This window comes from Paraburkholderia sp. SSBN10T, from assembly GCF_056619545.1.
Map to the genome: position 1 here is coordinate 84,302 of NZ_JBWQQI010000013.1, position 20,568 is coordinate 104,869.

At 64.4% G+C, this 20,568-nt stretch carries 20 protein-coding genes; 9 read left to right on the forward strand and 11 right to left on the reverse strand.

Annotated features, from left to right (window positions below; all coding sequences use genetic code 11):
* Positions 1–171: 171 nt before the first annotated feature.
* Positions 172–663, reverse strand: a complete 492-nt coding sequence (gene ybaK, locus AC1ECK_RS20450; protein WP_480322097.1) for a Cys-tRNA(Pro) deacylase — start codon at positions 661–663, stop codon at positions 172–174.
* 141 nt (positions 664–804) lie between these two features.
* Here ybaK and AC1ECK_RS20455 point away from each other — a divergent pair, with 141 nt between their 5' ends.
* On the forward strand, positions 805–2,367 hold the full coding sequence (locus AC1ECK_RS20455) for a class I adenylate-forming enzyme family protein (protein ID WP_480322099.1): 1,563 nt from the start codon (positions 805–807) through the stop codon (positions 2,365–2,367).
* Positions 2,368–2,445: 78 nt separating this feature from the next.
* Here the strand turns inward: AC1ECK_RS20455 and xerD are convergent, their stop codons facing one another.
* From xerD to queG, 3 genes are all read right to left on the reverse strand, one after another.
* On the reverse strand, positions 2,446–3,381 hold the full coding sequence (gene xerD / locus AC1ECK_RS20460; protein ID WP_480322101.1) for a site-specific tyrosine recombinase XerD: 936 nt from the start codon (positions 3,379–3,381) through the stop codon (positions 2,446–2,448).
* Positions 3,378–3,848: a methylated-DNA--[protein]-cysteine S-methyltransferase gene (locus AC1ECK_RS20465; protein ID WP_480322103.1), complete on the reverse strand. Its 471-nt coding sequence runs from the start codon at positions 3,846–3,848 to the stop codon at positions 3,378–3,380. The genes xerD and AC1ECK_RS20465 overlap by 4 nt, the downstream gene beginning before the upstream one ends.
* 80 nt (positions 3,849–3,928) lie before the next feature.
* Complete coding sequence (gene queG / locus AC1ECK_RS20470; RefSeq protein ID WP_480322105.1) at positions 3,929–5,194, reverse strand: tRNA epoxyqueuosine(34) reductase QueG; 1,266 nt, start codon at positions 5,192–5,194, stop codon at positions 3,929–3,931.
* A 17-nt stretch (positions 5,195–5,211) separates the two neighbouring features.
* Between queG and tsaE the strand changes: the two genes are divergently transcribed.
* Together tsaE and AC1ECK_RS20480 are read left to right on the forward strand one after the other, a co-directional pair.
* Positions 5,212–5,772: a tRNA (adenosine(37)-N6)-threonylcarbamoyltransferase complex ATPase subunit type 1 TsaE gene (gene tsaE / locus AC1ECK_RS20475; RefSeq protein WP_480322107.1), complete on the forward strand. Its 561-nt coding sequence runs from the start codon at positions 5,212–5,214 to the stop codon at positions 5,770–5,772.
* Positions 5,754–7,316, forward strand: coding sequence for an N-acetylmuramoyl-L-alanine amidase (locus tag AC1ECK_RS20480; RefSeq protein ID WP_480322109.1), 1,563 nt, complete (start codon positions 5,754–5,756; stop codon positions 7,314–7,316). Before tsaE ends, AC1ECK_RS20480 begins: the two co-directional genes overlap by 19 nt.
* A gap of 112 nt (positions 7,317–7,428) precedes the next feature.
* Here the strand turns inward: AC1ECK_RS20480 and AC1ECK_RS20485 are convergent, their stop codons facing one another.
* On the reverse strand, positions 7,429–8,310 hold the full coding sequence (locus tag AC1ECK_RS20485; protein WP_480322111.1) for an EamA family transporter: 882 nt from the start codon (positions 8,308–8,310) through the stop codon (positions 7,429–7,431).
* 137 nt (positions 8,311–8,447) lie between these two features.
* Between AC1ECK_RS20485 and AC1ECK_RS20490 the strand changes: the two genes are divergently transcribed.
* Both AC1ECK_RS20490 and trxA read left to right on the forward strand, forming a co-directional pair.
* Positions 8,448–9,329: a pirin family protein gene (locus tag AC1ECK_RS20490; protein ID WP_480322113.1), complete on the forward strand. Its 882-nt coding sequence runs from the start codon at positions 8,448–8,450 to the stop codon at positions 9,327–9,329.
* Positions 9,330–9,444: 115 nt separating this feature from the next.
* Positions 9,445–10,293 carry a thioredoxin gene (trxA, locus tag AC1ECK_RS20495; RefSeq protein ID WP_480322115.1) on the forward strand — a complete coding sequence of 283 codons (849 nt, stop codon included), beginning with the start codon at positions 9,445–9,447 and terminating at the stop codon, positions 10,291–10,293.
* Positions 10,294–10,338: 45 nt separating this feature from the next.
* Here trxA and tcdA read toward each other — a convergent pair whose 3' ends face one another.
* The gene (gene tcdA / locus AC1ECK_RS20500; protein WP_480322117.1) at positions 10,339–11,211 is read right to left on the reverse strand and encodes a tRNA cyclic N6-threonylcarbamoyladenosine(37) synthase TcdA; all 873 of its coding nucleotides are present in this window, start codon (positions 11,209–11,211) and stop codon (positions 10,339–10,341) included.
* Positions 11,212–11,470: 259 nt separating this feature from the next.
* Here tcdA and pdxH point away from each other — a divergent pair, with 259 nt between their 5' ends.
* The 3 genes from pdxH (at position 11,471) to AC1ECK_RS20515 (ending at position 14,882) form a co-directional block, all read left to right on the forward strand.
* The gene (pdxH, locus tag AC1ECK_RS20505; protein WP_480322332.1) at positions 11,471–12,112 is read left to right on the forward strand and encodes a pyridoxamine 5'-phosphate oxidase; all 642 of its coding nucleotides are present in this window, start codon (positions 11,471–11,473) and stop codon (positions 12,110–12,112) included.
* Between the two features lie 150 nt (positions 12,113–12,262).
* The gene (locus tag AC1ECK_RS20510; protein ID WP_480322119.1) at positions 12,263–13,477 is read left to right on the forward strand and encodes a class I SAM-dependent methyltransferase; all 1,215 of its coding nucleotides are present in this window, start codon (positions 12,263–12,265) and stop codon (positions 13,475–13,477) included.
* A gap of 73 nt (positions 13,478–13,550) precedes the next feature.
* Positions 13,551–14,882 carry a DUF72 domain-containing protein gene (locus tag AC1ECK_RS20515; RefSeq protein ID WP_480322121.1) on the forward strand — a complete coding sequence of 444 codons (1,332 nt, stop codon included), beginning with the start codon at positions 13,551–13,553 and terminating at the stop codon, positions 14,880–14,882.
* 68 nt (positions 14,883–14,950) lie between these two features.
* On the opposite strand, the gene msrA is transcribed toward AC1ECK_RS20515, so the two are convergent.
* Complete coding sequence (msrA, locus tag AC1ECK_RS20520) at positions 14,951–15,490, reverse strand: peptide-methionine (S)-S-oxide reductase MsrA (protein ID WP_480322123.1); 540 nt, start codon at positions 15,488–15,490, stop codon at positions 14,951–14,953.
* Between the two features lie 261 nt (positions 15,491–15,751).
* Between msrA and AC1ECK_RS20525 the strand changes: the two genes are divergently transcribed.
* Positions 15,752–16,057, forward strand: a complete 306-nt coding sequence (locus tag AC1ECK_RS20525) for a hypothetical protein (protein WP_480322125.1) — start codon at positions 15,752–15,754, stop codon at positions 16,055–16,057.
* Positions 16,058–16,187: 130 nt separating this feature from the next.
* Here the strand turns inward: AC1ECK_RS20525 and AC1ECK_RS20530 are convergent, their stop codons facing one another.
* The 4 genes from AC1ECK_RS20530 to AC1ECK_RS20545 form a co-directional block, all read right to left on the reverse strand.
* Positions 16,188–17,318, reverse strand: a complete 1,131-nt coding sequence (locus AC1ECK_RS20530) for a porin (RefSeq protein WP_480322334.1) — start codon at positions 17,316–17,318, stop codon at positions 16,188–16,190.
* A 199-nt stretch (positions 17,319–17,517) separates the two neighbouring features.
* A complete protein-coding gene (locus AC1ECK_RS20535; RefSeq protein ID WP_480322127.1) occupies positions 17,518–18,189 on the reverse strand; it encodes a response regulator in 672 nt (223 codons plus the stop codon).
* 10 nt (positions 18,190–18,199) lie between these two features.
* Positions 18,200–19,570, reverse strand: coding sequence for a sensor histidine kinase (locus tag AC1ECK_RS20540; protein WP_480322129.1), 1,371 nt, complete (start codon positions 19,568–19,570; stop codon positions 18,200–18,202).
* 111 nt (positions 19,571–19,681) lie between these two features.
* A complete protein-coding gene (locus AC1ECK_RS20545; protein ID WP_480322131.1) occupies positions 19,682–20,542 on the reverse strand; it encodes an ABC transporter permease in 861 nt (286 codons plus the stop codon).
* Positions 20,543–20,568 lie beyond the last annotated feature (26 nt).

Below are 20,568 nucleotides of genomic sequence, written 5' to 3' on the forward strand. Positions count from 1 at the left end.
CCCATGGTACGAACGAAACGGCGAACATTCTACCGAACCGGCCCGCCGCAGCCAGCCACTTTTGTAGAGGGTTGCCCGAAAAACGCCGGGCCGCCTCGGGTTTGCCCGCCCCCATGCGGCGGGCGGGATGCGCAGCGGCCACAGCAAACGCAGCGACCGCGCGCAGCCCGCTCAGTCGACGCTCGCGCATTGCACCGGCTGCGCTTCCAGCAACTCGGTGAGCACACGCGGCGCGATGCTGACGAGAAAGCCGCGCCGCCCGCCGTTCAGCCAGATCTTATCGAGTTCGAGAATACTCGACTCCACATACACCGGCATCGCCTTGCGTGTACCGAACGGCGAGGTGCCGCCGATCAGGTAGCCCGAGTGCCGGTTCGCCACCTCGGGCTTGCACGGTTCGACGCGCTTGGCGCCGATCTGCCGGGCGAGGTTCTTGGTGGAGACGGTGCGGTCGCCGTGCATCAGCACGATCAGCGGCTTGGCGTGCTCGTCTTCCATCACCAGCGTCTTGACGACCTGGTGCTCGTCCACGCCGAGCTGGCGCGCCGATTCCGCAGTGCCGCCGTGCTCGACATAATCGTAAGGGTGTTCCCCGAAGGCAACGCTATGGCGGCGCAGAAACTGCGTTGCCGGCGTCTCGGAGACGTGTCTGGATTTGCTCATCGGCGCATTGTAATGGCGAGTTCGCGCAACCGCTATTTGCCGAACGGCCGATTGTGCGCCCTCGTGGGCTGTGGCACGATCGTTCGGAAATCACCGGGCGCAGCGCGTATCAGGCACCCCCATCGTTTCAAGGAGACAACGTTGACCCACGACTCGCCAGCGCGCAGCACCATCCACCTGCCCGCCTTGCTGGCCGCGTTACCGCGCCGCATTGCCGACATTCCGGCGCTCGCCGCGGCGCGCGATCCGCAGCATGTCGCGCTGATCGAAGACGCGCGCCGGCTGACAAACGCACAACTGCTCGAGGCTGTGAACGCGACCGCGGCGCTGCTACGCGAACTAGGCGTGCGCGGCGGCGACCGGGTGATGATCGTCGCGGAAAACAGTGTGGCGCAGATCGTGCTGCTGTTCGCCGCCGCGCAGCTCGACGCATGGGCGCTGGTGTCGAACGCGCGCCTGTCCGCCGCCGAGCTCGACGCGATCCGCGCGCACGCGCAGCCGCGCCTCGTGGCCTATGCCGTCGAAAGCTCACCCGACGCGCAGCAGCATGCGCAACGCCATGGCGCCGTGGCGGCGCCCGCGCTCACGCCGGATATCGGCGCGTGGTCCTATACCGCCGACGCCGCCGTCGCAGCAGAGCCGATCGAGCACGCCAGCGAGCGCCAATGCGCCGCGCTGATCTACACCACCGGTACCACCGGCTCACCGAAAGGCGTGATGCTGTCGCACCGCAATCTGCTGTTTATCGCAGCGATGTCTAGCAGCCTGCGCCGTGTCGGTCCGCACGACGTGGTGTACGCCGTCCTGCCCATCTCGCATGTCTATGGGTTCGCCTCGGTATGCCTCGGCAGCCTGTATGCGGGCGCCACCTTGCGACTCGCACCGCGTTTCGTGCCGGAAGCGGTGCGCCGCGCGCTCGCCGAAGAGTGCGTGTCGATCTTTCAGGGTGTCCCCGCGATGCACGCCAAGCTGCTCGAACATCTGCAGAGCCACGGCCATGCGTGGTCCGCGCCGCATCTGCGCTTCGCCTATTCGGGCGGCTCGCCGCTCGACGCGGCGCTCAAGGCGCAGGTCGAAAGCGTCTATGGCACGACGCTGCACAACGGCTATGGCATGACCGAGAGCAGCCCCACGGTCGCGCAAACCATGCTGGATGCGCCGCGCAGCGATTGCTCCGTCGGTCACGCGATTCCGGGCATCGAGGTGCGCTTCGTGAGCGCCGAGGGCAGCGATGTCGCGCAAGGCGAAATCGGCGAGTTGTGGGTGCGTGGTCCGAACATCATGCTCGGTTACTACCGCAATCCGGAGCAGACGCGCGCCACGATCACCGCGGAGGGCTGGCTCAAAACCGGCGATCTCGCGCGTCAGGACGCCGACGGCGCGCTGCACATCGCCGGGCGCAGCAAGGAGTTGATCATCCGCTCGGGTTTCAACGTCTATCCGGCGGAAGTCGAGCATGTGCTCAACGCTCACCCGGAGGTCGTGCAATCGGCGGTGATCGGACGCGCGGTGCAAGGCAACGAGGAAGTGATCGCCTTTGTCGAACTGAAGGCCGGCGCCAAGGTCACGCCGGCTGAATTGCTTGCCTGGTGCGGCGAACGTCTCGCACCGTACAAGCGTCCCGCCGAAGTGCGCCCGCTTGCCGTGCTGCCGGCCGCCTCGACCGGCAAGATCCTCAAGCACCGGTTGCGCGAGCTGGTTTAGACGGACTCATGAACGCGCGAGCCGCAACGCAGCATGGTTTTCAACCACGCCAAAGTACGCTCCCGCGCCCGATCAACCTCACCCGCGCGGATGATGCGCCGCATGCAGCGACTTCAGCCGCTCCCGCGCGACGTGCGTATAGATCTGCGTAGTCGAAATATCCGTGTGGCCCAGCAGCAGTTGCACCACGCGCAGATCGGCACCGTGATTTAACAGATGCGTCGCGAACGCGTGTCTCAACGTATGCGGCGAGAGCGGCGCGTGCACCTCGGCGGCCGCGGCATGGCGCTTGATGATGTTCCAGAACTGCTGACGCGTCATGCCTTCGGCGCGCGTGGTCACGAACAGCGCATCGGTCGCGCGAGCGCCCAGCAGCGCCGGACGCGCCTCGCGCAAGTAGCGCTCGATCCACGCGTGCGCCTCCTCGCCGAACGGAATCAGGCGCTCTTTCGAGCCCTTGCCCATGACCCGTACGACGCCTTCGTTGAGCCCCACTTCCACCGTCTTCAGCGTGACGAGTTCGGTCACGCGCAGGCCGCTCGCGTACATCAGTTCCAGCATCGTGCGGTCGCGCAGCCCGAGCGGCGTATCGATATCGGGCGCGCCGAGCAGCGCTTCGACCTGGGCTTCGCTCAGCGTCGCGGGAAAGCGCGCCGGCTGCTTGGCCGAGCGGATGCGCAGCGTGGGATCCACCTGGGCGCGATGCTCACGAACGGCCCATGCGTAGTAGCGCCGGAACACCGATAGCCGCCGGTTCGACGAGGTCGACTTGTCTTTCTGCCGCACCACGCTATACGCGGTGAGATCCGCTTCGCTCGCGGTATCGAGTGAAGCGTTGCGGCTCTGCGCGAGCCACTCGCAAAAGAGACGCAGGTCGCGCCGGTAAGCATCGAGCGTGTTGCGCGACAGGCCGTGTTCGAGCCACAGCGCGTCGCAGAACGCATCGATCGAGGCGCTGCTCGCCACGAACAACGGAGACGCCGCCGGGGCGTCGGCAAGGATGGTGTCGCTCATGCGTAGGGCACGCCTTCGTGCGCCAGCAGCCAGCGCTTCACGTTGCGGAAAAAGTTGTCGCCCGCGTGATGCGCGAAGCCGCCAATGCCGTTCGACGCGACCACGCGGTGACACGGAATCACCAGTGGGAAATAGTTCGAGCCACACGCCTGGCCGACTGCGCGCGGCACGCTGCCCACCTGCCTCGCGAGCTGTCCATAGGTCAGCACCACGCCCGGCGGGATCTCGCAGATCGCCGCCCACACGCGCTGCTGAAACGCGGTGCCCACCGCGGCCAGCGGCAGGTCGAAGCCCGCCGAGGCGCGCTCCAGATAACGCTCGATCTGCTGTGCGGCCTCTTTGGCGAGTGGACTATCGGGTGCAATGTTGTCCACCGAATCCGGCAAGTAGACGATCTCGCGCACCGCGTCGGCTTCGAGACGAATGCCGACCTTGCCGAACGGCGCGTCGATCACTGCGTTGAACATGATGTGCTGGTCCGGTTTGCTTAACCAACCCGGACGCGGCTCGCTGCCGCGCCGGAACTCCGCTACTGTACGCCGCCGGCTTAGGCGGCTTCAAGCGCCCATGCGACATGCTCGCGCACCAGCGCCGACGGATCGCCCACACGCCGGCGCAAGGCTTCGACGATCGCCGCGCGCGCCTCGCCCGTGAAGCTCGCCGGATCGGCGCGCAACGCATTGCCCATGCCGACCGCGAGATTGCGCAACCAGGCTTCGTAGCCGATGCGGCGAATCGCGCTGCCCTGCATGCGCGTATCGAACTCGTCCGCGCTCCAGCCGAACAGCTCGACCAGCGTCGCACGATCGAGGCCGTGACGCACGTCGAAATCGGCAACCGGCGCCGCCCTCGCAAACTTGTTCCACGGACAGACGAGCTGGCAATCGTCGCAGCCATACACACGATTACCGATCAGCGGCCGCAAATCCAGGGGAATACTGCCTTTCAGTTCGATGGTCAGATAGGAGATGCAGCGGCGCGCATCGACCTTGTAGGGCGCGACGATCGCGCCGGTCGGGCAGGCATCGATACAGCGCGTGCAACTGCCGCAGTGCGCGCCCGGCGTTTGCGGCGCCTCGGCCGGTGTGGTCTCGGCGTCGGTCGGCAGCGGCACATCCAGATAGATTTCGCCGAGAAAGAACAGCGAGCCGGCGTCGCGCTGCAGCAACAGCGTGTGCTTGCCGCGCCAGCCGACGCCGGCTTTCTGCGCAAGCTCGACTTCGAGGACCGGGGCCGAATCGGTGAAGACGCGGTACCCATAAGCGCCGATTTCCGCCTCGATTCTGTCGGCGAGCTGCTGCAGGCGGTTGCGCATCACCTTGTGATAGTCGCGGCCGCGCGCGTAGATCGAGACCACCGCGGCGCCCGGGTCGGCAAGCCGTGCATGTTCGTCGGCGCGCCAGTCACGCGCTTCCGGCAGCGCGCTTTCGAGCACCGTTCCATCCTCTGCCTGAGGTTGCGGAAAAGGTTGCGCAGGAGCTTGCAAATCAGCGGGCAAATAGGCCATCCGCGCGCTGATCACCCGTCGCGTATGGGCCACAAGCTCCGCGGGGCGCGCGCGTTTCATCCCATGTTTGGCCATATAATCCATCTCGCCGTGGCAGCCCTCTTCGAGCCAAGCAGCGAGACCCGCCTCGGCAGCGGAGAGATCGGTGTCGCTGATGCCGATCGCCCCGAAACCTAGTTCGCGGCCCCACGTCTTGATGCGTAGGGCAAGCGCTGCCAGCGCCGCCTCATCCGGGTAACGCACGGCACGCGCATCGTCATCGGACGCAGGCGTGCAGGAAACGGGGGACTCCGTACTTTGGTTCATCACGCCATTTTACGAGAATGCCCGACAACTCCGATCTCTCGGTCCAACCGTCCGCCGCCGTCCTGCTCGAGCGCCACTTTGCGCTCGCAGACGAAGCCGCCACCAATGCGTTCGGCGTGCGTTTCGCGGCAGCGATCGAGAGCGTGCGCCGCGCCGCGCACCGGGCACCCGGCGGCAACGCTGCTTTCCACGGCCTGCAGGTGCAATTGACCGGTGACCTCGGCGCCGGCAAAACCACCCTCGTGCGCGCCACGCTGCGCGGCCTCGGCCACACCGGCCGGGTGCGCAGCCCTACCTATACGCTCGTCGAGCCGTACGCGGTCGAAAGACCCGATGGGGAACTTGAGCTCTATCACTTCGATCTGTACCGTTTCACCGATCCGGCCGAATGGGCCGACGCCGGCTTTCGCGAGTACTTCGACAGCGGCGCGGTTTGCCTCGTCGAATGGCCGCAACGCGCGGGCGGCCTGCTGGGCGTGCCGGATCTTGTTTTCTCGCTCGATGTCGACGGCGACGGCCGGCTGCTGATTGCCCGAGCCTACAGCGAATCAGGAAAGGCATGTCTAGAAAGATGTTAATCAAACCATTTCGCTCGATCGAGTCCGCCGCCACGGCGTCGCATAACTGGCGGCGCCGGCAGATTCTGCGCGCCGGTGCCTCGTCGCTCGTGCTCGGCCTCGTCGCACCGCGCCTCGCCTGGGCCAGCTCGGTGCTCGGCGTGCGGGTCTGGCCGGCGCGCGACTACACGCGCGTGACGATCGAATCCGATCAGCCGCTGCAGAACACCCAGCAATTGCTGCTAAATCCCGACCGGCTGGTGGTGGACCTGAACGGCCTCGATCTCGACCAGGCGCTCAAGGACCTGGTCTCGAAGATCACGCCGAACGATCCGCAGATTCAGGCGGTGCGGGTTGGCCAATATCAGCCGCATGTGGTGCGGATGGTGTTCGACCTAAAGGGTTCGGTGAAACCGCAGGTGTTCACGCTGCCGCCGGTCGGCTCGTACAAATACCGGCTGGTGTTCGACCTGTACCCCGCCGTCGCACCCGATCCGCTGATGGACCTGATCGCGCAAAGCGAGCGCAAGCAGCAGCGTCTCAACGAGAACAGCGCGCCGCCTACGACGCTGAGCGGCCCCGGCACCACACCGCCCATCGCCGACAACAGCGAGGCGTTCTTCGACCGCTACGCGCAGAACAGCGGCGGCACACCTGACGCGCCGCATCCGCCGGTGCATACAACGCCGGTGCCCGTTCCACCGCCACATGCGCTCGCCCAGACACCGACGCCGACGCCCGTGCCCAGCAAACCGGTGGCGCCGCCGAGCGCACTGGCCAACAACGGCAGCGGCGACGACAGCACCGACGACACCTACGCCTTCACCTCGCCGAAGTCGGGCAAGGGCAATACGGTGCGCCTGCTGACCGTGGCGATCGATCCGGGCCACGGCGGCGAAGACCCGGGCGCCATCGGCAGCGCGGGCACCTACGAGAAGCACGTCGCACTCGACATCGCGAAGAAGCTGCGCGCGAAGATCGATGCGCAGCCCAACATGCGCTCGATGATGACGCGCGACGACGATTTCTTCGTGCCGCTGAACGTGCGCGTGCAGAAAGCGCGGCGCGTCGGCGCGGACCTGTTCGTGTCGATCCACGCGGATGCGTTCACGACGCCGCTCGCACGCGGCTCGTCGGTATTCGCGCTGTCGGAACACGGCGCCTCGAGCGCCGCGGCGCGCTGGATGGCGAACAAGGAAAACTCATCGGACCAGATCGGCGGGATCAACATCAAATCGGATGACGCCTCGGTGAATCGCGCGCTGTTCGATATGTCGACCACCGCGCAGATCCGCGACTCGATGCGCTACGGCAACTTCGTGCTCAACGAGATCGGCGACATCAACAAGCTGCACAAAGGTTCGGTCGAACAGGCCGGCTTTGCCGTGCTGAAGGCGCCGGACATTCCGTCGATCCTCGTCGAGACAGCCTTCATCAGCAATCCGGACGAAGAGCGGCGCCTGAACGACGACGCCTATCGCGACCAGATGGCCAGCGCGATCCTGAAGGGCATCAAGCGGTATTTCGCGGCGAATCCGCCGCTGGCGAAGAACCGCATGACCTGAGGCGATTTTGCGCCTGTGGGGCAAAACGGCCGCTGCGTGCGGCCGTTTGTATTCGAGGCGCGCAGTTTGACGCTGGCCCCGCCCGCGGGCACGAACCCTCGCGACGCGGCGCTCAGCGCGCCGGCACGAAGCGCCGCACGAGCCAGCCGCCGAACACGTTCACCGCCAGGCCCGCCATCACGAGGGCGGCGCCCGCGATCTGCGGCGACGTCAAATGCTCGTCGAGAAACACCGAGGCAGAGGCGAGACCGACAATCGGCACGAGCAACGAAAACGGCGCGACCTGGCTTGCCGGATAGCGCGACAGCAAACGGCTCCACAGACTGTATCCGAGCAGCGTCGCGATAAAGGCGAGATACACCACCGCGAAGATCGAAGTCGCATCGATGCCCGACAGCGCCCCGGCGATCCGTTGCGGGCCTTCGAACGCGTAGGAGAGCGCGAAGAACGGCAGCGGCGGAATCAGGCTCCCCCACACCACCAGCCCCACCAGATCGACCTTGCCGACCTTCTTCGTGACGATGTTGCCGAGCGCCCATGAGCCGGCCGCGCACAACGTGAGCACGAAGCCGGCGAGCGTCATGGCATGGCCGCCTTGCATGCCGATCACGGCGAGGCCCGCGGAGGCAATGGCCAGCCCGATCACGTTGGGTGCGCGAAAGCGCTCATGCAGGAACAGCCCGGCGAAGATCAGCGTGAAGAAGGCCTGCGCCTGCAGCACCAGCGAAGCGAGCCCGGCCGGCATGCCGACGTACATGGCCGAAAAGAGAAACGCGAACTGGCCGAACGAGATCGTCGCGCCGTACGCAAGAAGCCAGCGCCACGGCATCTGCGGGCGCTTGACGAAAAACACGGCGGGCACGGCAGCAAGGGTGAAGCGCAGCGCGCCGAGCAACATTGGCGGCACGCCATGCAGACCCACTTTGATCACCACGAAGTTGACGCCCCAGGCGATCACCACCACCAGCGCGAGCAGCAAATCCTTCGGCGCCATGGCCGTCCCCCTCGTTCTTGTCGGAAGGGGGCAGTTTAACCGAGCTATCCAGCCACAGCGCGCTTAGCCTCCCGCAAACAGCAGCGGCGCCCGCACACCAGTAGAATGGTCCCATCCTCCACCCCCGAGCCCGCTCCATGTCCTCCTCGATCAAAGCTGTCCTCAAGCCCCACCTGCGCGACGTCGGCAACCTGACGGTGCGCCGTGTCCTGCCGGCGCTGGCCGCGCGCCTGATCGGGCCGTTCATCTTCTTCGATCACATGGGCCCCGCCACGCTCGCACCCGGCGTCGGCCTCGATGTGCGTCCGCATCCGCATATCGGCCTCGCCACCGTCACCTATCTGTTCGAAGGCGCCATCATGCATCGCGACAGCCTCGGCTCCGCGCAGAAAATCGTCCCCGGCGATGTCAACTGGATGACCGCCGGCCGCGGCATCGTCCATTCGGAGCGCACGCCTGACGAAGACCGCGCCCGCGGCCAGACGATGCACGGCATCCAGACCTGGGTCGCGCTGCCGCTCGATCACGAAGACGTCGAGCCGTCCTTCGAGCATCACCCGGCCGCCACGCTGCCCGAGATCGAACGCAACGGCGTCAGGCTGCGCGTGATCGCCGGCACGGCATTCGGCCAGAGCGCGCCGGTCACGACCTTCTCGGGCACGCTGTACGTCGCCGCCCATTTCACGCCGGGCAGCGCGTTCGCGCTCGAACCGGAACACGAGGAACGCGGCGTCTATCTGGTGGAAGGCGACCTGGAGATCGACGGCACGCCGCTCGAAGTCGGCCAGATGGCTGTGCTGGCGCTCGACGAAACGGTCACGCTCGCCAGCAGCAACGGCGCCACCGTGATGGTGCTCGGCGGCGAGAAACTGGACGGGGAACGCTTTATCGAATGGAATTTCGTCGCCAGTTCGCGCGAGAAAATCGAGCGGGCCAAGCTTGCGTGGATGAATCAGGAAATGGGGCAAGTGCCCGGGGAAACCGAGTGGATTCCGCTGCCCGAGCGGCAAGGACACTGAGCGCACCGGGCATGGCGAGCGCCCGGCACGCCGCGAACCTGCCCCGGGACGCACATTGAATCCGCCGCATTCGCCCCCATCTTGAGGCACGAACCGTTATACCGACGAGGATGCAATGGAAACAACCCTGGCCACTTTCGAGAAAGACGTCATCACCGCCTCGACGCTTGCCCCCGTGCTGGTCGACTTCTGGGCGCCGTGGTGCGGCCCGTGCAAGACGCTGGGGCCGATGCTGGAAAAACTCGAGGCCGAGTACGCCGGCAAGTGGCGGCTCGTGAAGGTGAACGTCGACGAGAATCAGGAACTGGCCGCACACTTCCAGGTGCGCAGCATTCCCCATGTCATGGCGTTCGCTGACGGCCGGCCGGTCGACCAGTTTGTCGGCGTGCTGCCGGAAGGCCAATTGCGCGAGTTCCTCGACCGGCTGGTGCCGCAGGGCGCCGACGCCTTGCGCGCCGAAGCGCAGACGGCGCTCGCCGACGGCCAGCGCGAAGACGCGTACGACGCACTCAAGGAAGCGCTCGCCTACGACCCGGGTTACGACGACGCCCGTCTGGACCTGATCGAACTCCTGCTGGAAGACCACCGGATCGACGAGGCGCGCAACGAAGTGGACCTGCTGTCGCCGAAGACCACCCAGGGCATCGACGCGCGCTTCAACGCGATCAAGACCCGGCTCGACGCCGTCGATGCGGCTGCCGACCTGCCGCCCACCGACGCACTGGAAGCACGCGTGGCCGCCGAACCGGGCGATCTCGAAGCGCGCTTCGACCTCGCCAGCGCCCTGATCGCACGGCGCAACTACGCCGGCGCGCTCGAGCACCTGCTCGCGATCGTGCAGCGCGACCGCACGTTCCGCGACGACATCGGCCGCAAGACGATGCTGTCGGTGTTCGACCTGGCCGCACACCAGCCGGAAATCGTCTCGCAGTGGCGGCGCAAGCTGAGCGCAGCGCTGTTCTGACCTAACCTGACCTGACAGCGCCGGGTTGGCCTGGCGGCGGCGCCGTCAGGTCGACTGCGCTGGGGCACCCTGCCCCAGCGCGCGCAGCACGTGGGCCGCCGCGGCGAAGCCGAAGCTCGCGGTCACGCACACGCTCGAACCAAATCCCGCACAGTTCAGCCCGACCGGACCGGCATGTCCCGGCGAGGTCGTGACGTGCTCGGCTACCTCGTCGACGTCGCAAACCGCCGCTTCTGGGTAGATCAGCGGCTCGTCCGAATACACCGCGCTCACCTTGAATTTCGCCTTTGGCCCGCGCGGGAAACCGTGCTGCTTGCGCAGTTGCGCGCGCACCTTCGACAGCAGCGGATCCTGAATCGTCAGCGCCAGATCGTCGATGCGGATACGCGTCGGGTCGAGCTGCCCGCCCGCGCCGCCCACCGTGATCAACGGCTGGTGCTGCTCGACACACCAGGCGATCAGCGCGGTCTTGGTGCGCACGCTGTCGATCGCATCGACCACGTAATCGAAACCGCCGCCCAATAGCGCGGCAAAATTGTCCGGCTCGATGAAGTCCTCGACCAGCCGCACCTCGCATTGCGGATTGATCTGCCTGATCCGCTCGGCCATCGCCTCGACCTTCGGCTTGCCGTAGTTGCCGTCGAGCGCGTGAATCTGCCGGTTGGTGTTGCTTTCGGCCACGTTGTCCAGATCGATCAGGGTCAGCGCGCCTACCGCGCTGCGCGCGAGAGCCTCGGCCACCCACGAACCCACCCCGCCGATGCCGATCACCGCAACGCGCGCGCGCTCGAACGCCGCCAGCGCCGGTGCGCCGTACAGCCGGGCGATGCCGCCAAAACGGCGCGCATGGTCGGCGGCTTCAAAGCCGCCAAGGCTGGTAGTAAGATCGGAAGGCACAGTAGGACTAGGCGTCGACATGGTCTGGGGCTCGTCGGGGACGGACAGGGAAGCGAACAAAAAAACGGATAAAAGCTGCGCAAACACAAGCAAACGGTATTCGGAAACACAGGCGTAAAACACGCGCATGCGCCAATCCGGTATTTTGCCTGATCGCGTCATCGGAGACGCTGAAGCCCTGCGCAAAGCGCTGCCTGCAAGGCGCCGCACGCTGTCGCGCTGCACGCAGGAAATTTATACCTTGGCTATACTGGACGAACTGAAGCGTTCGCATAAGAACATGACCTCACTCGCCGAACTTCGAAAAAACTACTCGCTGGGTTCATTGGATGTCGCGGATGTCGACCCTAACCCGTTTCGCCAATTCGACGCATGGTTTGCCCAGGCCGTCGATGCGCAGTTGCCCGAGCCGAACACCATGACGCTCGCCACGGTCGACTCGCGCGGCCGGCCGTCGGCCCGCATCGTGCTCATCAAGGGCGTCGACGAACGCGGGTTTGTGTTCTTCACCAATTACGAAAGCCGCAAGGGCCGCGAACTCGCGGACAATCCGCACGCGAGCCTGTTGTTCTACTGGATCGAACTGGAGCGCCAGGTGCGCATTGAAGGTACGGTCGTGAAAACGAGCCCGGCCGAAAGCGACCAGTACTTCCAGTCGCGCCCGCTCGGTTCGCGGATCGGCGCGTGGGCGTCGGAACAGAGTCAGGTGATTGAAAGCCGTGCGGTGCTCGAAGCGCGCGAGAAGGAAATCAGCGCGCAATACGGCGAGCATCCGCCGCGGCCGCCGCACTGGGGCGGCTACCGGCTGGTGCCGGACGCCATGGAATTCTGGCAAGGCAGGCCGTCGCGCCTGCACGACCGCCTGCTCTACACACGTGCGGCGGAAGACGGCAACTGGGAAATCGCCCGGCTGTCGCCCTGAAACCATATAAATGCCGGCGCGCCCGATCTGCCGTAGAAGCGGCGCGCGCACCGGCAGGATTGCGCGGCCACTAAGGCTTGGGAATCACGCCACGGCACGTAGCAACCTGAAAAGCTTTGCTTTGTATTTCATCGGACACGGAGAAATCACATGTTCTGGGAGAAGAAGCTGGCGCAGTGGGTGGAAGATGTAAAAACCAAGGCGAACCTGCCAGCACGCCTTGTGCTTTGGGATGGCCAGCAACATGACTTCGGGCAGTTTGCCGCGCCCCAGGTCACGTTGCACGTAAAGAGCGCGACGGCGCTGCCGTATCTGCTCGAACCGAGCCTCGACAATCTGGGCGAGGCGTATGTGAAGGGCAAGATCGACATCGAAGGCAAGCTGTCGGACATCATCAATATCGGCTACTCGCTGGCGCGCAGCACCGTGACCAGTGCAAGCAAGCTGGCGCGGGTGCGGCGCTACTTCAATCACTCGAAATCGTCGGACAAGAAAGCCATCCAGTATCACTACGACGTCTCGAACGAGTTCTACAAGCTGTGGCTCGACGAGAACATGGTGTACTCGTGCGCGTACTTCGAGAACGGCGATGAAGATCTCGCCACCGCGCAGGTCAAGAAGATCGACCACATCCTCACCAAGATCCAGTTGCAACCCGGTCAGCGTCTGCTCGACATCGGCTGCGGCTGGGGCGCGCTCGTGCTGCGGGCGGCATCGAAGTTCGGCGCACAGTGCGTGGGCGTGACGCTGTCGCAGAACCAGTTCGATCTGGCCACCGCGCGCGTGAAAGCCGCCGGACTGGAGAAGCAGATCGAGATCCGTCTGCAGGACTATCGCGACGTCGAAGGCCAGTTCGACCGTATCACCAGTGTGGGCATGTTCGAACACGTGGGCCGCAAGAATCTGCCGGGCTATTTCCAGAAGATCCGCGACTTGCTGGTGGACGACGGCATTGCGATGAACCACGGCATCACATCGAGCGATTCGGACAGCGGCGAGACCGCGCTCGGCGGCGGCGAGTTCATCGACCGCTATGTGTTCCCGGACGGCGAGTTGCCGCATATCGGCCTCGCGCTCGAGTCGATGCAGCGCGGCGGGCTCGAAGCGGTTGACGTCGAAAGCCTGCGCCGTCACTATGCGCACACGCTCGATATCTGGGCGGACAATTTCGAAACCCACGCGGAAGAGGCACGCAAGCTCGTCGACGACGAAAAATTCCGCATCTGGCGGGTGTATCTGGCCGGCTGCGCGTATGCGTTCGAGAACGACGACGTGTCGATCTACCAGGTGGTGTGCCGCAAGGCAGGCCGCAGCGCGAAAACCTTGCCGTGGTCGCGGCGCTACATGTACGACAAACCGCTGTGACGCGGTTGCGCCGGAGCACAGCACCGCCGCGCAGCCGCTCCGGCGCAACCTTTGACAGCAAGACCGGAAATCGATGGACGAAGGCGGAGCAAGCGAATTTCCGTCAGTGAGGCACGCAGCCGCGAACACTGACGCGCACAGGGAGAGCGTCACCCCGGATATGGACGCCGGGCAACTGGATCTGTTCGGCATGCCGGTTGGCGTGCCCGCCTCCGTCTCGGCTCCCGAAGCTGCACCCGGCAGCGGTTCGAGCCCGAGCCGGCCGCGTCAGGCGTGCACCGCTGCCGCCTCGTTGTGGGAAGAAGACGAGGCGGAGTCCGCCGAGGCTGAAACTCCTCACGCCGAAGCGGACGAGACACCCACGCCGCCTGGCTCTGCACCAAAAAAGCGCCGCACTCGCGAGGTGCTGGCGGCAGAACCCTCTGCCGAAGTCCTGGAGATCGCCGCCGCGCTGCCGCCGCAGATTCACCTCGGCACGTCGACATGGTCGTTTCCGGGCTGGAAAGGCATCGTCTACGGCGACGATTACAGCAACAGCAAACTGTCGCGCGACGGCCTCGCCGCCTACGGCCTGCATCCGCTGCTGCGCACGGTCAGCATCGACCGCTCGTTTTATGCGCCGCTCACCGTCACCGACTACCTGCGCTATGCGCAGCAGGTGCCGGAGCACTTCCGCTTTATCGTCAAGGCGCCCGCCCTCGTCACCGACGCCACCGTGCGCGCCGAGCGCGGCGAGCCGGTCTCGCTCAATCCGTGCTTCCTGAACGCGCAACTGGCCGCCGACGAGTTTGTGCGGCCCTGCCTCGACGGCCTGGGCGCCAAGGCCGGGGCGCTGGTGTTCCAGTTCTCGCCGTTGCCCGATCAGATGCTCGCGGACCCGGCCGGCTTCATCGAGCGGCTCGCGGCGTTCCTCGCGGCGCTGCCGCCTCTGCCCGAAGGCACGAGCTACGCGGTCGAGATTCGCGACGCCTGCCTGCTGACGCCGCGCTTCATCCGCACCTTGAAAGCGAGCGGGGTGCGCTATTGCGTGGGGATTCATGCGCGCATGCCGGAGCCGCTGCGCCAGGCTGCGGCGCTCGCGCTGCTCGACGGCGAACCGGCCGGCCCGCTGATCGTACGCTGGAGCCTGCACGGCGGCTTCAAGTACGAACAGGCGAAGGCCAAGTACGAGCCGTTCGACCGCCTCGTCGACGAAGATCCGGCCACCCGCACAGCGCTGGCCGAACTGGCCGCCCGTTATGCGATTGCCGGGCAACCGGTGGTGATTGCGGTGAACAACAAGGCGGAAGGTTCGGCGCCGCTGAGCTGCGTGAAGCTGGCGCGGGCGATTATCGAAGCGTACTCGCGCTTGCAGGACGAGAGCGCGGGCGGCGCGCCGGCAACACCGGCGCCCGACGCCGCCTAGGTACGAGGTCGCCCCGTGCGGGCCGGAGCCGGAGCCGGAGCCGGAGCCGGAGCCGCCCAGCAGCGTACTCAGCCCGCCTTCACCCGATGCGCGAACTTCTGGCGAAACTTCGCGACCTTCGGCGCGACCACGAACGAGCAATAGCCCTGATTCGGGTGCTGCGCAAAATAATTCTGGTGATACGCCTCGGCCGGCCAGTAGTTGCCGTCGAGCGGCAGCACCTGGGTGACGATCTGGCCGTCGTAGATGCCTTCGGCGGCAATTTCGCGGATCGCCTGTAGCGCGGTCTCGCGTTGCGCATCCGAGTGAGTGAAGATCACCGACCGGTATTGCGTGCCGACGTCGTTGCCCTGCCGGTTGAGCTGGGTCGGATCGTGGATCGCGAAGAAAATGTCGAGAATCTCGCGGTAACTGATGCGCGCCGGATCGAACTCGACTTTTACGACTTCCGCATGACCGGTGGCGCCGTCGCATACCTGCTCATAAGTCGGCCGCTCCACCTGGCCGCCCGCGTAGCCGGACTCTACGGCGTTGACGCCGTCGACGCTGAGAAACACAGCTTCGAGACACCAGAAACAGCCGCCGCCCAATGTTGCTATCTCACTCATTTCTTCACCTGTCAGTCAGAAGTATTCAAATCTCATCGTCGCCGGGAATTCACCCACGGGTTCCCTTCCACAAATGAGCGCCCGATGGCCAAAAACAAGTCGGGAATCTGCGACATCCAGGCTTTCAGTATATGAACGCTGACGGCCGACCGGTTGAAAAGCATCCGCTCCTCGCCGAAACGAAAGTCAGTGTTGCACGATGCGAGGCAATCCCTTGTCCCTGGCGTGGTCGAATTGACATCAACGGACAAAGGAGTATGTATGAAGAATCGAGGTACGGTGCTCGGGCTGATTGTCGTTGCAGCCCTTTGGAGCGTCGGTAGCGAAGCTGCTCAGCCAGCTTACGTTTATACAACGACGGTGCATCTTTCCGACGGAAAGACGCTGAGTTGCGGGGTCAACGAGCCGGCGAGCGCATTGCCCGTTTCCAGCCAGCCGCTGACTCGCCGCGAACAGACACAGGCGGATGTGCTGGCGACCCAGCGTTTGCGTCTGTTGAGCGGCCCCACGTCCGAATATCCGTCACCCTTGACGGCGCCCGATGTGGTTTGCAGTCCAGTCGCGTGATACCTGCGTGACGGGCGCTCCGGCATGCTTGCCGCGCAGCGCAAAAAAAAGCGGCGAGCGGACAAGTCCGCCGCCGCAACCCTGTGCATACTGAGTGACCAGATGCGTTACTGCTAACTGCTAATCCAGCTTAGAAACGAGTCCGGATACCGGTTGTCAGTTCGAGCTGGGTATTCGCACCGTAGGTCGTCGCTTCCGTATAGCCGCCGTGCAGCTTCATGAAGTCGCCCGCCAGATAAACCTCGGTGCGCTTCGAGAGGTGATAGAAGGTCGACCAGTACAGCGTTTCCTTGTAGCCGTTGCCGACACCGTTGGTCATGCTGAACGTGCCGATGTTCGCGTTCGGCGTGAAGCCGTCGCTATTGTTAGCCGCGTTGTGGATACGCATCTGTTGATAGCCCAGTTCGTAGTCGAACGGACCCTTCGGCGCCAGCTTCAACGACACCGTCCAGGCGTTGTCCTGGCGCTGGCCTAACGAACCCTGGTTGCCGAGGTAACGGAAGTAGCCCGCGTTGGCACGCACGATGCCGAAGGTATAGTTGCCCCCCACCGAGAACGACTGGTTCGTAAAGCCGTCGCGATTCGCATGGCTATAGAAGCTCGAGACATTGAACGGACCGCCGTTATAGCCAAGCGCGGCCTGGTAATTCGAATTGTTCGAGAATGTCGTCGTATTGCCGAATGCGTAACCTGCGCTCGCAAAGATACCGTTGTTGAACAGCTTCTTCCACGCTACGCCATTGCTGTATCGGGTACCGGTCGCGCTGGCCGCGTAGAAAATCAGTTGCTTGAAGTTGTTGGCGTTGGTCCAGCCGCCCTCTTCCGTCGTGAGCTGCGCCGAGCCGTACGGGTCGCCGTAGATCGTCGAAGCGTCGCGTGCGATGGTGTTCTGGAAGCCCACCGTGAATTTGCCGAACGTATCGTTGACGATACCCACCCACGCATCGCGGTCGAAGATCTGGCCCGGATCTTCCATCTGGCCGTCGCTCGCGCGGTATTCGCTTTCGAGCCGGAAGATGATCTTCGAGCCTGCGCCAATGTCTTCCGCACCCTTCAAGCCCCAGCGGCTGCCGCTGAACCACGGTTCGCCGCCCACACCCATGCCGATCACGTGATTGCCGTTCGCATCGGCGTGAGAAACGTAAGTAGGCGCGCTGAGGTCGATAAGACCGTACAACTGGACGCTCGATTGCGCGTGTGCATTGACCGCAACGCATGCGCCGGCTGCTACTGCTAACGCCTGATATGCCTTCTTCAAGATTGTCTCCTCTGATTGATACGTTGAAGTTCTGTTTTTTTACCGGCAACGACTGCCGTTTGACATTTCATTACTGCTTCGCCTTGTCAACGCATTCATCCTAGTGACCTCAATCCTTCATGCTCCTTTCCTGTACCATCTGTACAACTAAGTGCTATCCCTGATGTGCCCAGCGTTTCGACACAACGATCGGCCACCCGGATTAAACCTCCTTGCTGCGCAGTATGTAGCCCAGACCACGCAGCGTCATGATCTGCGCGCTGGACATGGCGAGGTGTTTGCGCAAGCGGTGAATGTAAATGTCAATGGCGTCCGCACTCGGCTCGTCGTCGAGGCTGAAGATGCTTTCCATCAAGGCGGACTTGGAAACGGTCTTGCCCTGCCGCAGCATCAAGGTTTCGAGAATCATGTGCTCGCGGCGCCGTAAGGCGAGCGGGGTGTCGTTATGGCGGAATTCGCGCGCGTCGGAAAGATATTGCAAGTCGCCACAAATCAGGCACGTCGACTTTTCCCCCGACTGCCGGCGGATCAGCGCCTTGATGCGCGCCACCAGTTCGCGCGCATCGAACGGCTTGACGACGTAGTCGTCGGCACCGATGCCGAAACAGTCGACCTTGTCGTCAATCGAGCTATGGGCCGTCAGCATCAATACGGGCACATTGTCGCCACGGCGGCGCAAGCGCGCGAGCACGTCCTTGCCGCTCATGCGCGGCAAGCGCATGTCGAGCAGCACCACTTCGTAGCTTTGCGTCGTCAGCACGAGCTCCGCACTTTCGCCGTCGGCTACGCAATCGACCACGAAATTCTCGGCGCGCAGCAGGTTGACGATCCAGTGCGACAGCTCGACGTTGTCTTCCACGAGCAGCAGCTTCATCTCTTCTCCCTCACACTCGCCAGGCCGGCATCCGGACCGTTGCGACAAGCCCGATCCGTCCGGCACCGGGGCTCAACCTCACCGTCGCGCCATGCAACTGGGTGATCTCCTTGACGATCGACAAACCGAGACCGGTGCCCTCGACGTCAGTCGGCCCGCGATAGAAACGCTCGAAAACGTGCGCACGCGCCTCCGCCGGAATGCCGGGACCGTTGTCCACCACCTGCAGCACCACGTCGTCGCCTTCCCGCTGGCAATTTGCCGTGACGCGTCCGCCCTCCTGCGTATAGCGGATCGCATTGTCGACCAGGTTCGTCACGAGCGCGATCAGCAGGTTCGCGTTCCCCATCACGCACACGTCGCTGCCCAGTTCCGCGCCCAGGTCGATGCCGCGCTGCTCCGAGGCCACGATCAACTCTTCCAGCACGGACGACACAATCACGGCCATGTCGACCTTCGCGCGCGCACCCAACGGCGGTGCCGACTCCGCCTGGGCCAGCAACAGCAACTGGTTGGTCATCTCCGTCATCTTCAGACTGCTGCGCTGGATCGCCGCGAGCGCATCGGTGAGCGTCGGCTCGCGATGCTCGAGGCGGCGCGCGTACTGAACCTGGGTATCGAGCACCGTGAGCGGCGTGCGCAACTGATGCGCGGCATCCGCGATGAACTGGCGCTGGGTCGTGGTATGCAGCTTCAGCCGCGCGATACATTGATTGATGGCATCGACAATGGGCCGCAGTTCGAACGGCAGCCGGTCGGCGCGAATCGGTTCGAGCTGCATCGGCTCGCGGTCCGCCACGTCGTCCTTGAGCTTCATCAACGGCCGCAACTCGATGGTCAGTCCAAGCGGCACAAGCGCGGCGACCAGCGCCAGCATCAGGCACTGGCGAAGCAGCTGCGGACGCCACAACTGCTCGATCAGCGCCTCGCGCGAAGCCTGTGTCTTGGCGACCACCACCGTGACCGGTTCCACCTTGCCTGAGTCGTACAACTGCCGTTGATACGCCACTGCACGAATCGGCCGGCCGTCCAGCGTAGTGTTGTAGAACACCGGCAACGCCCCGATATGCTGCGGCAAATCCAGCGCGGGGTTGCCGCCAAGCAGTTGATCGTGCCCGGCGATCACCTTATAGAAAACCTGGTCCTGATACGGCGATTCGAAAATCTCCAGCGCGGCCGGCGGAATGTTGGCGATCAACCCGCCGCCTTCCCAATCGACATCCTCGCCGATCGTGCGGGCCGACGACAGCAATGCGTTGTCCTGAATGAGATCGGCCGTCTGGCGCGCCGTATCGTACGAGAGCACGCCCGCGACCAGTACGAACGCGGCCAGCGGCAACAGCAGCCACAACAGCAGTCGTGCGCGTAAGCTAAGCGCCATACGGTCTCCCTGTTCCATTACCCACCTGTGGGTGACCGCCGCCGGCCGGACCCCGGCCGTTGCGGCGGGCACGGACACAGGCACGGGCGGATTTCGTACGGCAAGACATGTTCAGAAAGCCGCCGGTCTCCACTTCAGCAGGCGCTTTTCGAGTGCGGTCAGCAAATAGTCCGCACTGAGCGCCACCACCGCCAGCACGATCATCGCCGCGAACACCCCGCTTGCGTTAAACGCGCCCTGAGCCGTCGAAATCAGCAGACCAATGCCCTGTTTAGAGCCGAGGAATTCGCCGACCACCGCGCCGACCAGCGCGAAGCCGAAGCTGACGTGGAGGCTCGCGAGAATCCAGCTAAGCGCCGAAGGAATCACCACCGACGTCGTCAACTGCCGCCGGGAAGCGCCGAGAATTTGCGCATTGGCAATCATGTAGCGATCGGCTTCGCGCACACCCTGGAAGGCATTGCCGAAGACCACGAAGAATACCATTACGACCGCCAGCGCCACCTTGGACGCCATCCCCAGCCCGAGCGCGATCACGAACACCGAACCCAGCACGACGCGGGGAATCGAATTGGCAATCTGGATGTAGAGACTGAAGACGTCGGAGAGCAGCTTGTTGCGCCCCAGGATCACGCCGCAAACGATGCCGCCCACCGAGCCGATCAGGAAGCCGAGAAAGGTCTCTTCCAGCGTGACCCACACTTGCAGCAGCAACGGGCCCTGCGAAGTGCCGTTCACGAACCAGTCGACGATCTGCGCGAAGATCAGCGAGGGCATCGAGAAGAAGAACGGGTCGATCCATTTGTAGCGCCCCGCGACCTCCCAGCCGCCCAGTACGAGCACCAGCACCAGCAGCCGCAGGCCGATGATCAGCGCGTGGCGTTGTCGCAAGCGGCGCCGCGCGATGCGTTCGACTTCGGCTAGCGACGCGCTGCCGTCGGCCGTTTGCAGCAGATATTCAGGAGTTGCCATGTCTGTCTTTCCGGTGTCGGTTTTGC

What these genes read in the sequence shown, in the direction of transcription:
- AC1ECK_RS20535 (WP_480322127.1), bottom strand. Translation starts at nt 18,189, where the DNA reads ATGAAGCTGCTGCTCGTGGAAGACAACGTCGAGCTGTCGCACTGGATC.
- ybaK (WP_480322097.1), bottom strand. Translation starts at nt 663, where the DNA reads ATGAGCAAATCCAGACACGTCTCCGAGACGCCGGCAACGCAGTTTCTG.
- AC1ECK_RS20545 (WP_480322131.1), bottom strand. Translation starts at nt 20,542, where the DNA reads ATGGCAACTCCTGAATATCTGCTGCAAACGGCCGACGGCAGCGCGTCG.
- AC1ECK_RS20510 (WP_480322119.1), top strand. Translation starts at nt 12,263, where the DNA reads ATGTTCTGGGAGAAGAAGCTGGCGCAGTGGGTGGAAGATGTAAAAACC.
- queG (WP_480322105.1), bottom strand. Translation starts at nt 5,194, where the DNA reads ATGAACCAAAGTACGGAGTCCCCCGTTTCCTGCACGCCTGCGTCCGAT.
- AC1ECK_RS20515 (WP_480322121.1), top strand. Translation starts at nt 13,551, where the DNA reads ATGGACGAAGGCGGAGCAAGCGAATTTCCGTCAGTGAGGCACGCAGCC.
- AC1ECK_RS20480 (WP_480322109.1), top strand. Translation starts at nt 5,754, where the DNA reads ATGTCTAGAAAGATGTTAATCAAACCATTTCGCTCGATCGAGTCCGCC.
- AC1ECK_RS20465 (WP_480322103.1), bottom strand. Translation starts at nt 3,848, where the DNA reads ATGTTCAACGCAGTGATCGACGCGCCGTTCGGCAAGGTCGGCATTCGT.
- tcdA (WP_480322117.1), bottom strand. Translation starts at nt 11,211, where the DNA reads ATGTCGACGCCTAGTCCTACTGTGCCTTCCGATCTTACTACCAGCCTT.
- AC1ECK_RS20485 (WP_480322111.1), bottom strand. Translation starts at nt 8,310, where the DNA reads ATGGCGCCGAAGGATTTGCTGCTCGCGCTGGTGGTGGTGATCGCCTGG.
- AC1ECK_RS20525 (WP_480322125.1), top strand. Translation starts at nt 15,752, where the DNA reads ATGAAGAATCGAGGTACGGTGCTCGGGCTGATTGTCGTTGCAGCCCTT.
- msrA (WP_480322123.1), bottom strand. Translation starts at nt 15,490, where the DNA reads ATGAGTGAGATAGCAACATTGGGCGGCGGCTGTTTCTGGTGTCTCGAA.
- xerD (WP_480322101.1), bottom strand. Translation starts at nt 3,381, where the DNA reads ATGAGCGACACCATCCTTGCCGACGCCCCGGCGGCGTCTCCGTTGTTC.
- AC1ECK_RS20540 (WP_480322129.1), bottom strand. Translation starts at nt 19,570, where the DNA reads ATGGCGCTTAGCTTACGCGCACGACTGCTGTTGTGGCTGCTGTTGCCG.
- tsaE (WP_480322107.1), top strand. Translation starts at nt 5,212, where the DNA reads ATGCCCGACAACTCCGATCTCTCGGTCCAACCGTCCGCCGCCGTCCTG.
- trxA (WP_480322115.1), top strand. Translation starts at nt 9,445, where the DNA reads ATGGAAACAACCCTGGCCACTTTCGAGAAAGACGTCATCACCGCCTCG.
- pdxH (WP_480322332.1), top strand. Translation starts at nt 11,471, where the DNA reads ATGACCTCACTCGCCGAACTTCGAAAAAACTACTCGCTGGGTTCATTG.
- AC1ECK_RS20490 (WP_480322113.1), top strand. Translation starts at nt 8,448, where the DNA reads ATGTCCTCCTCGATCAAAGCTGTCCTCAAGCCCCACCTGCGCGACGTC.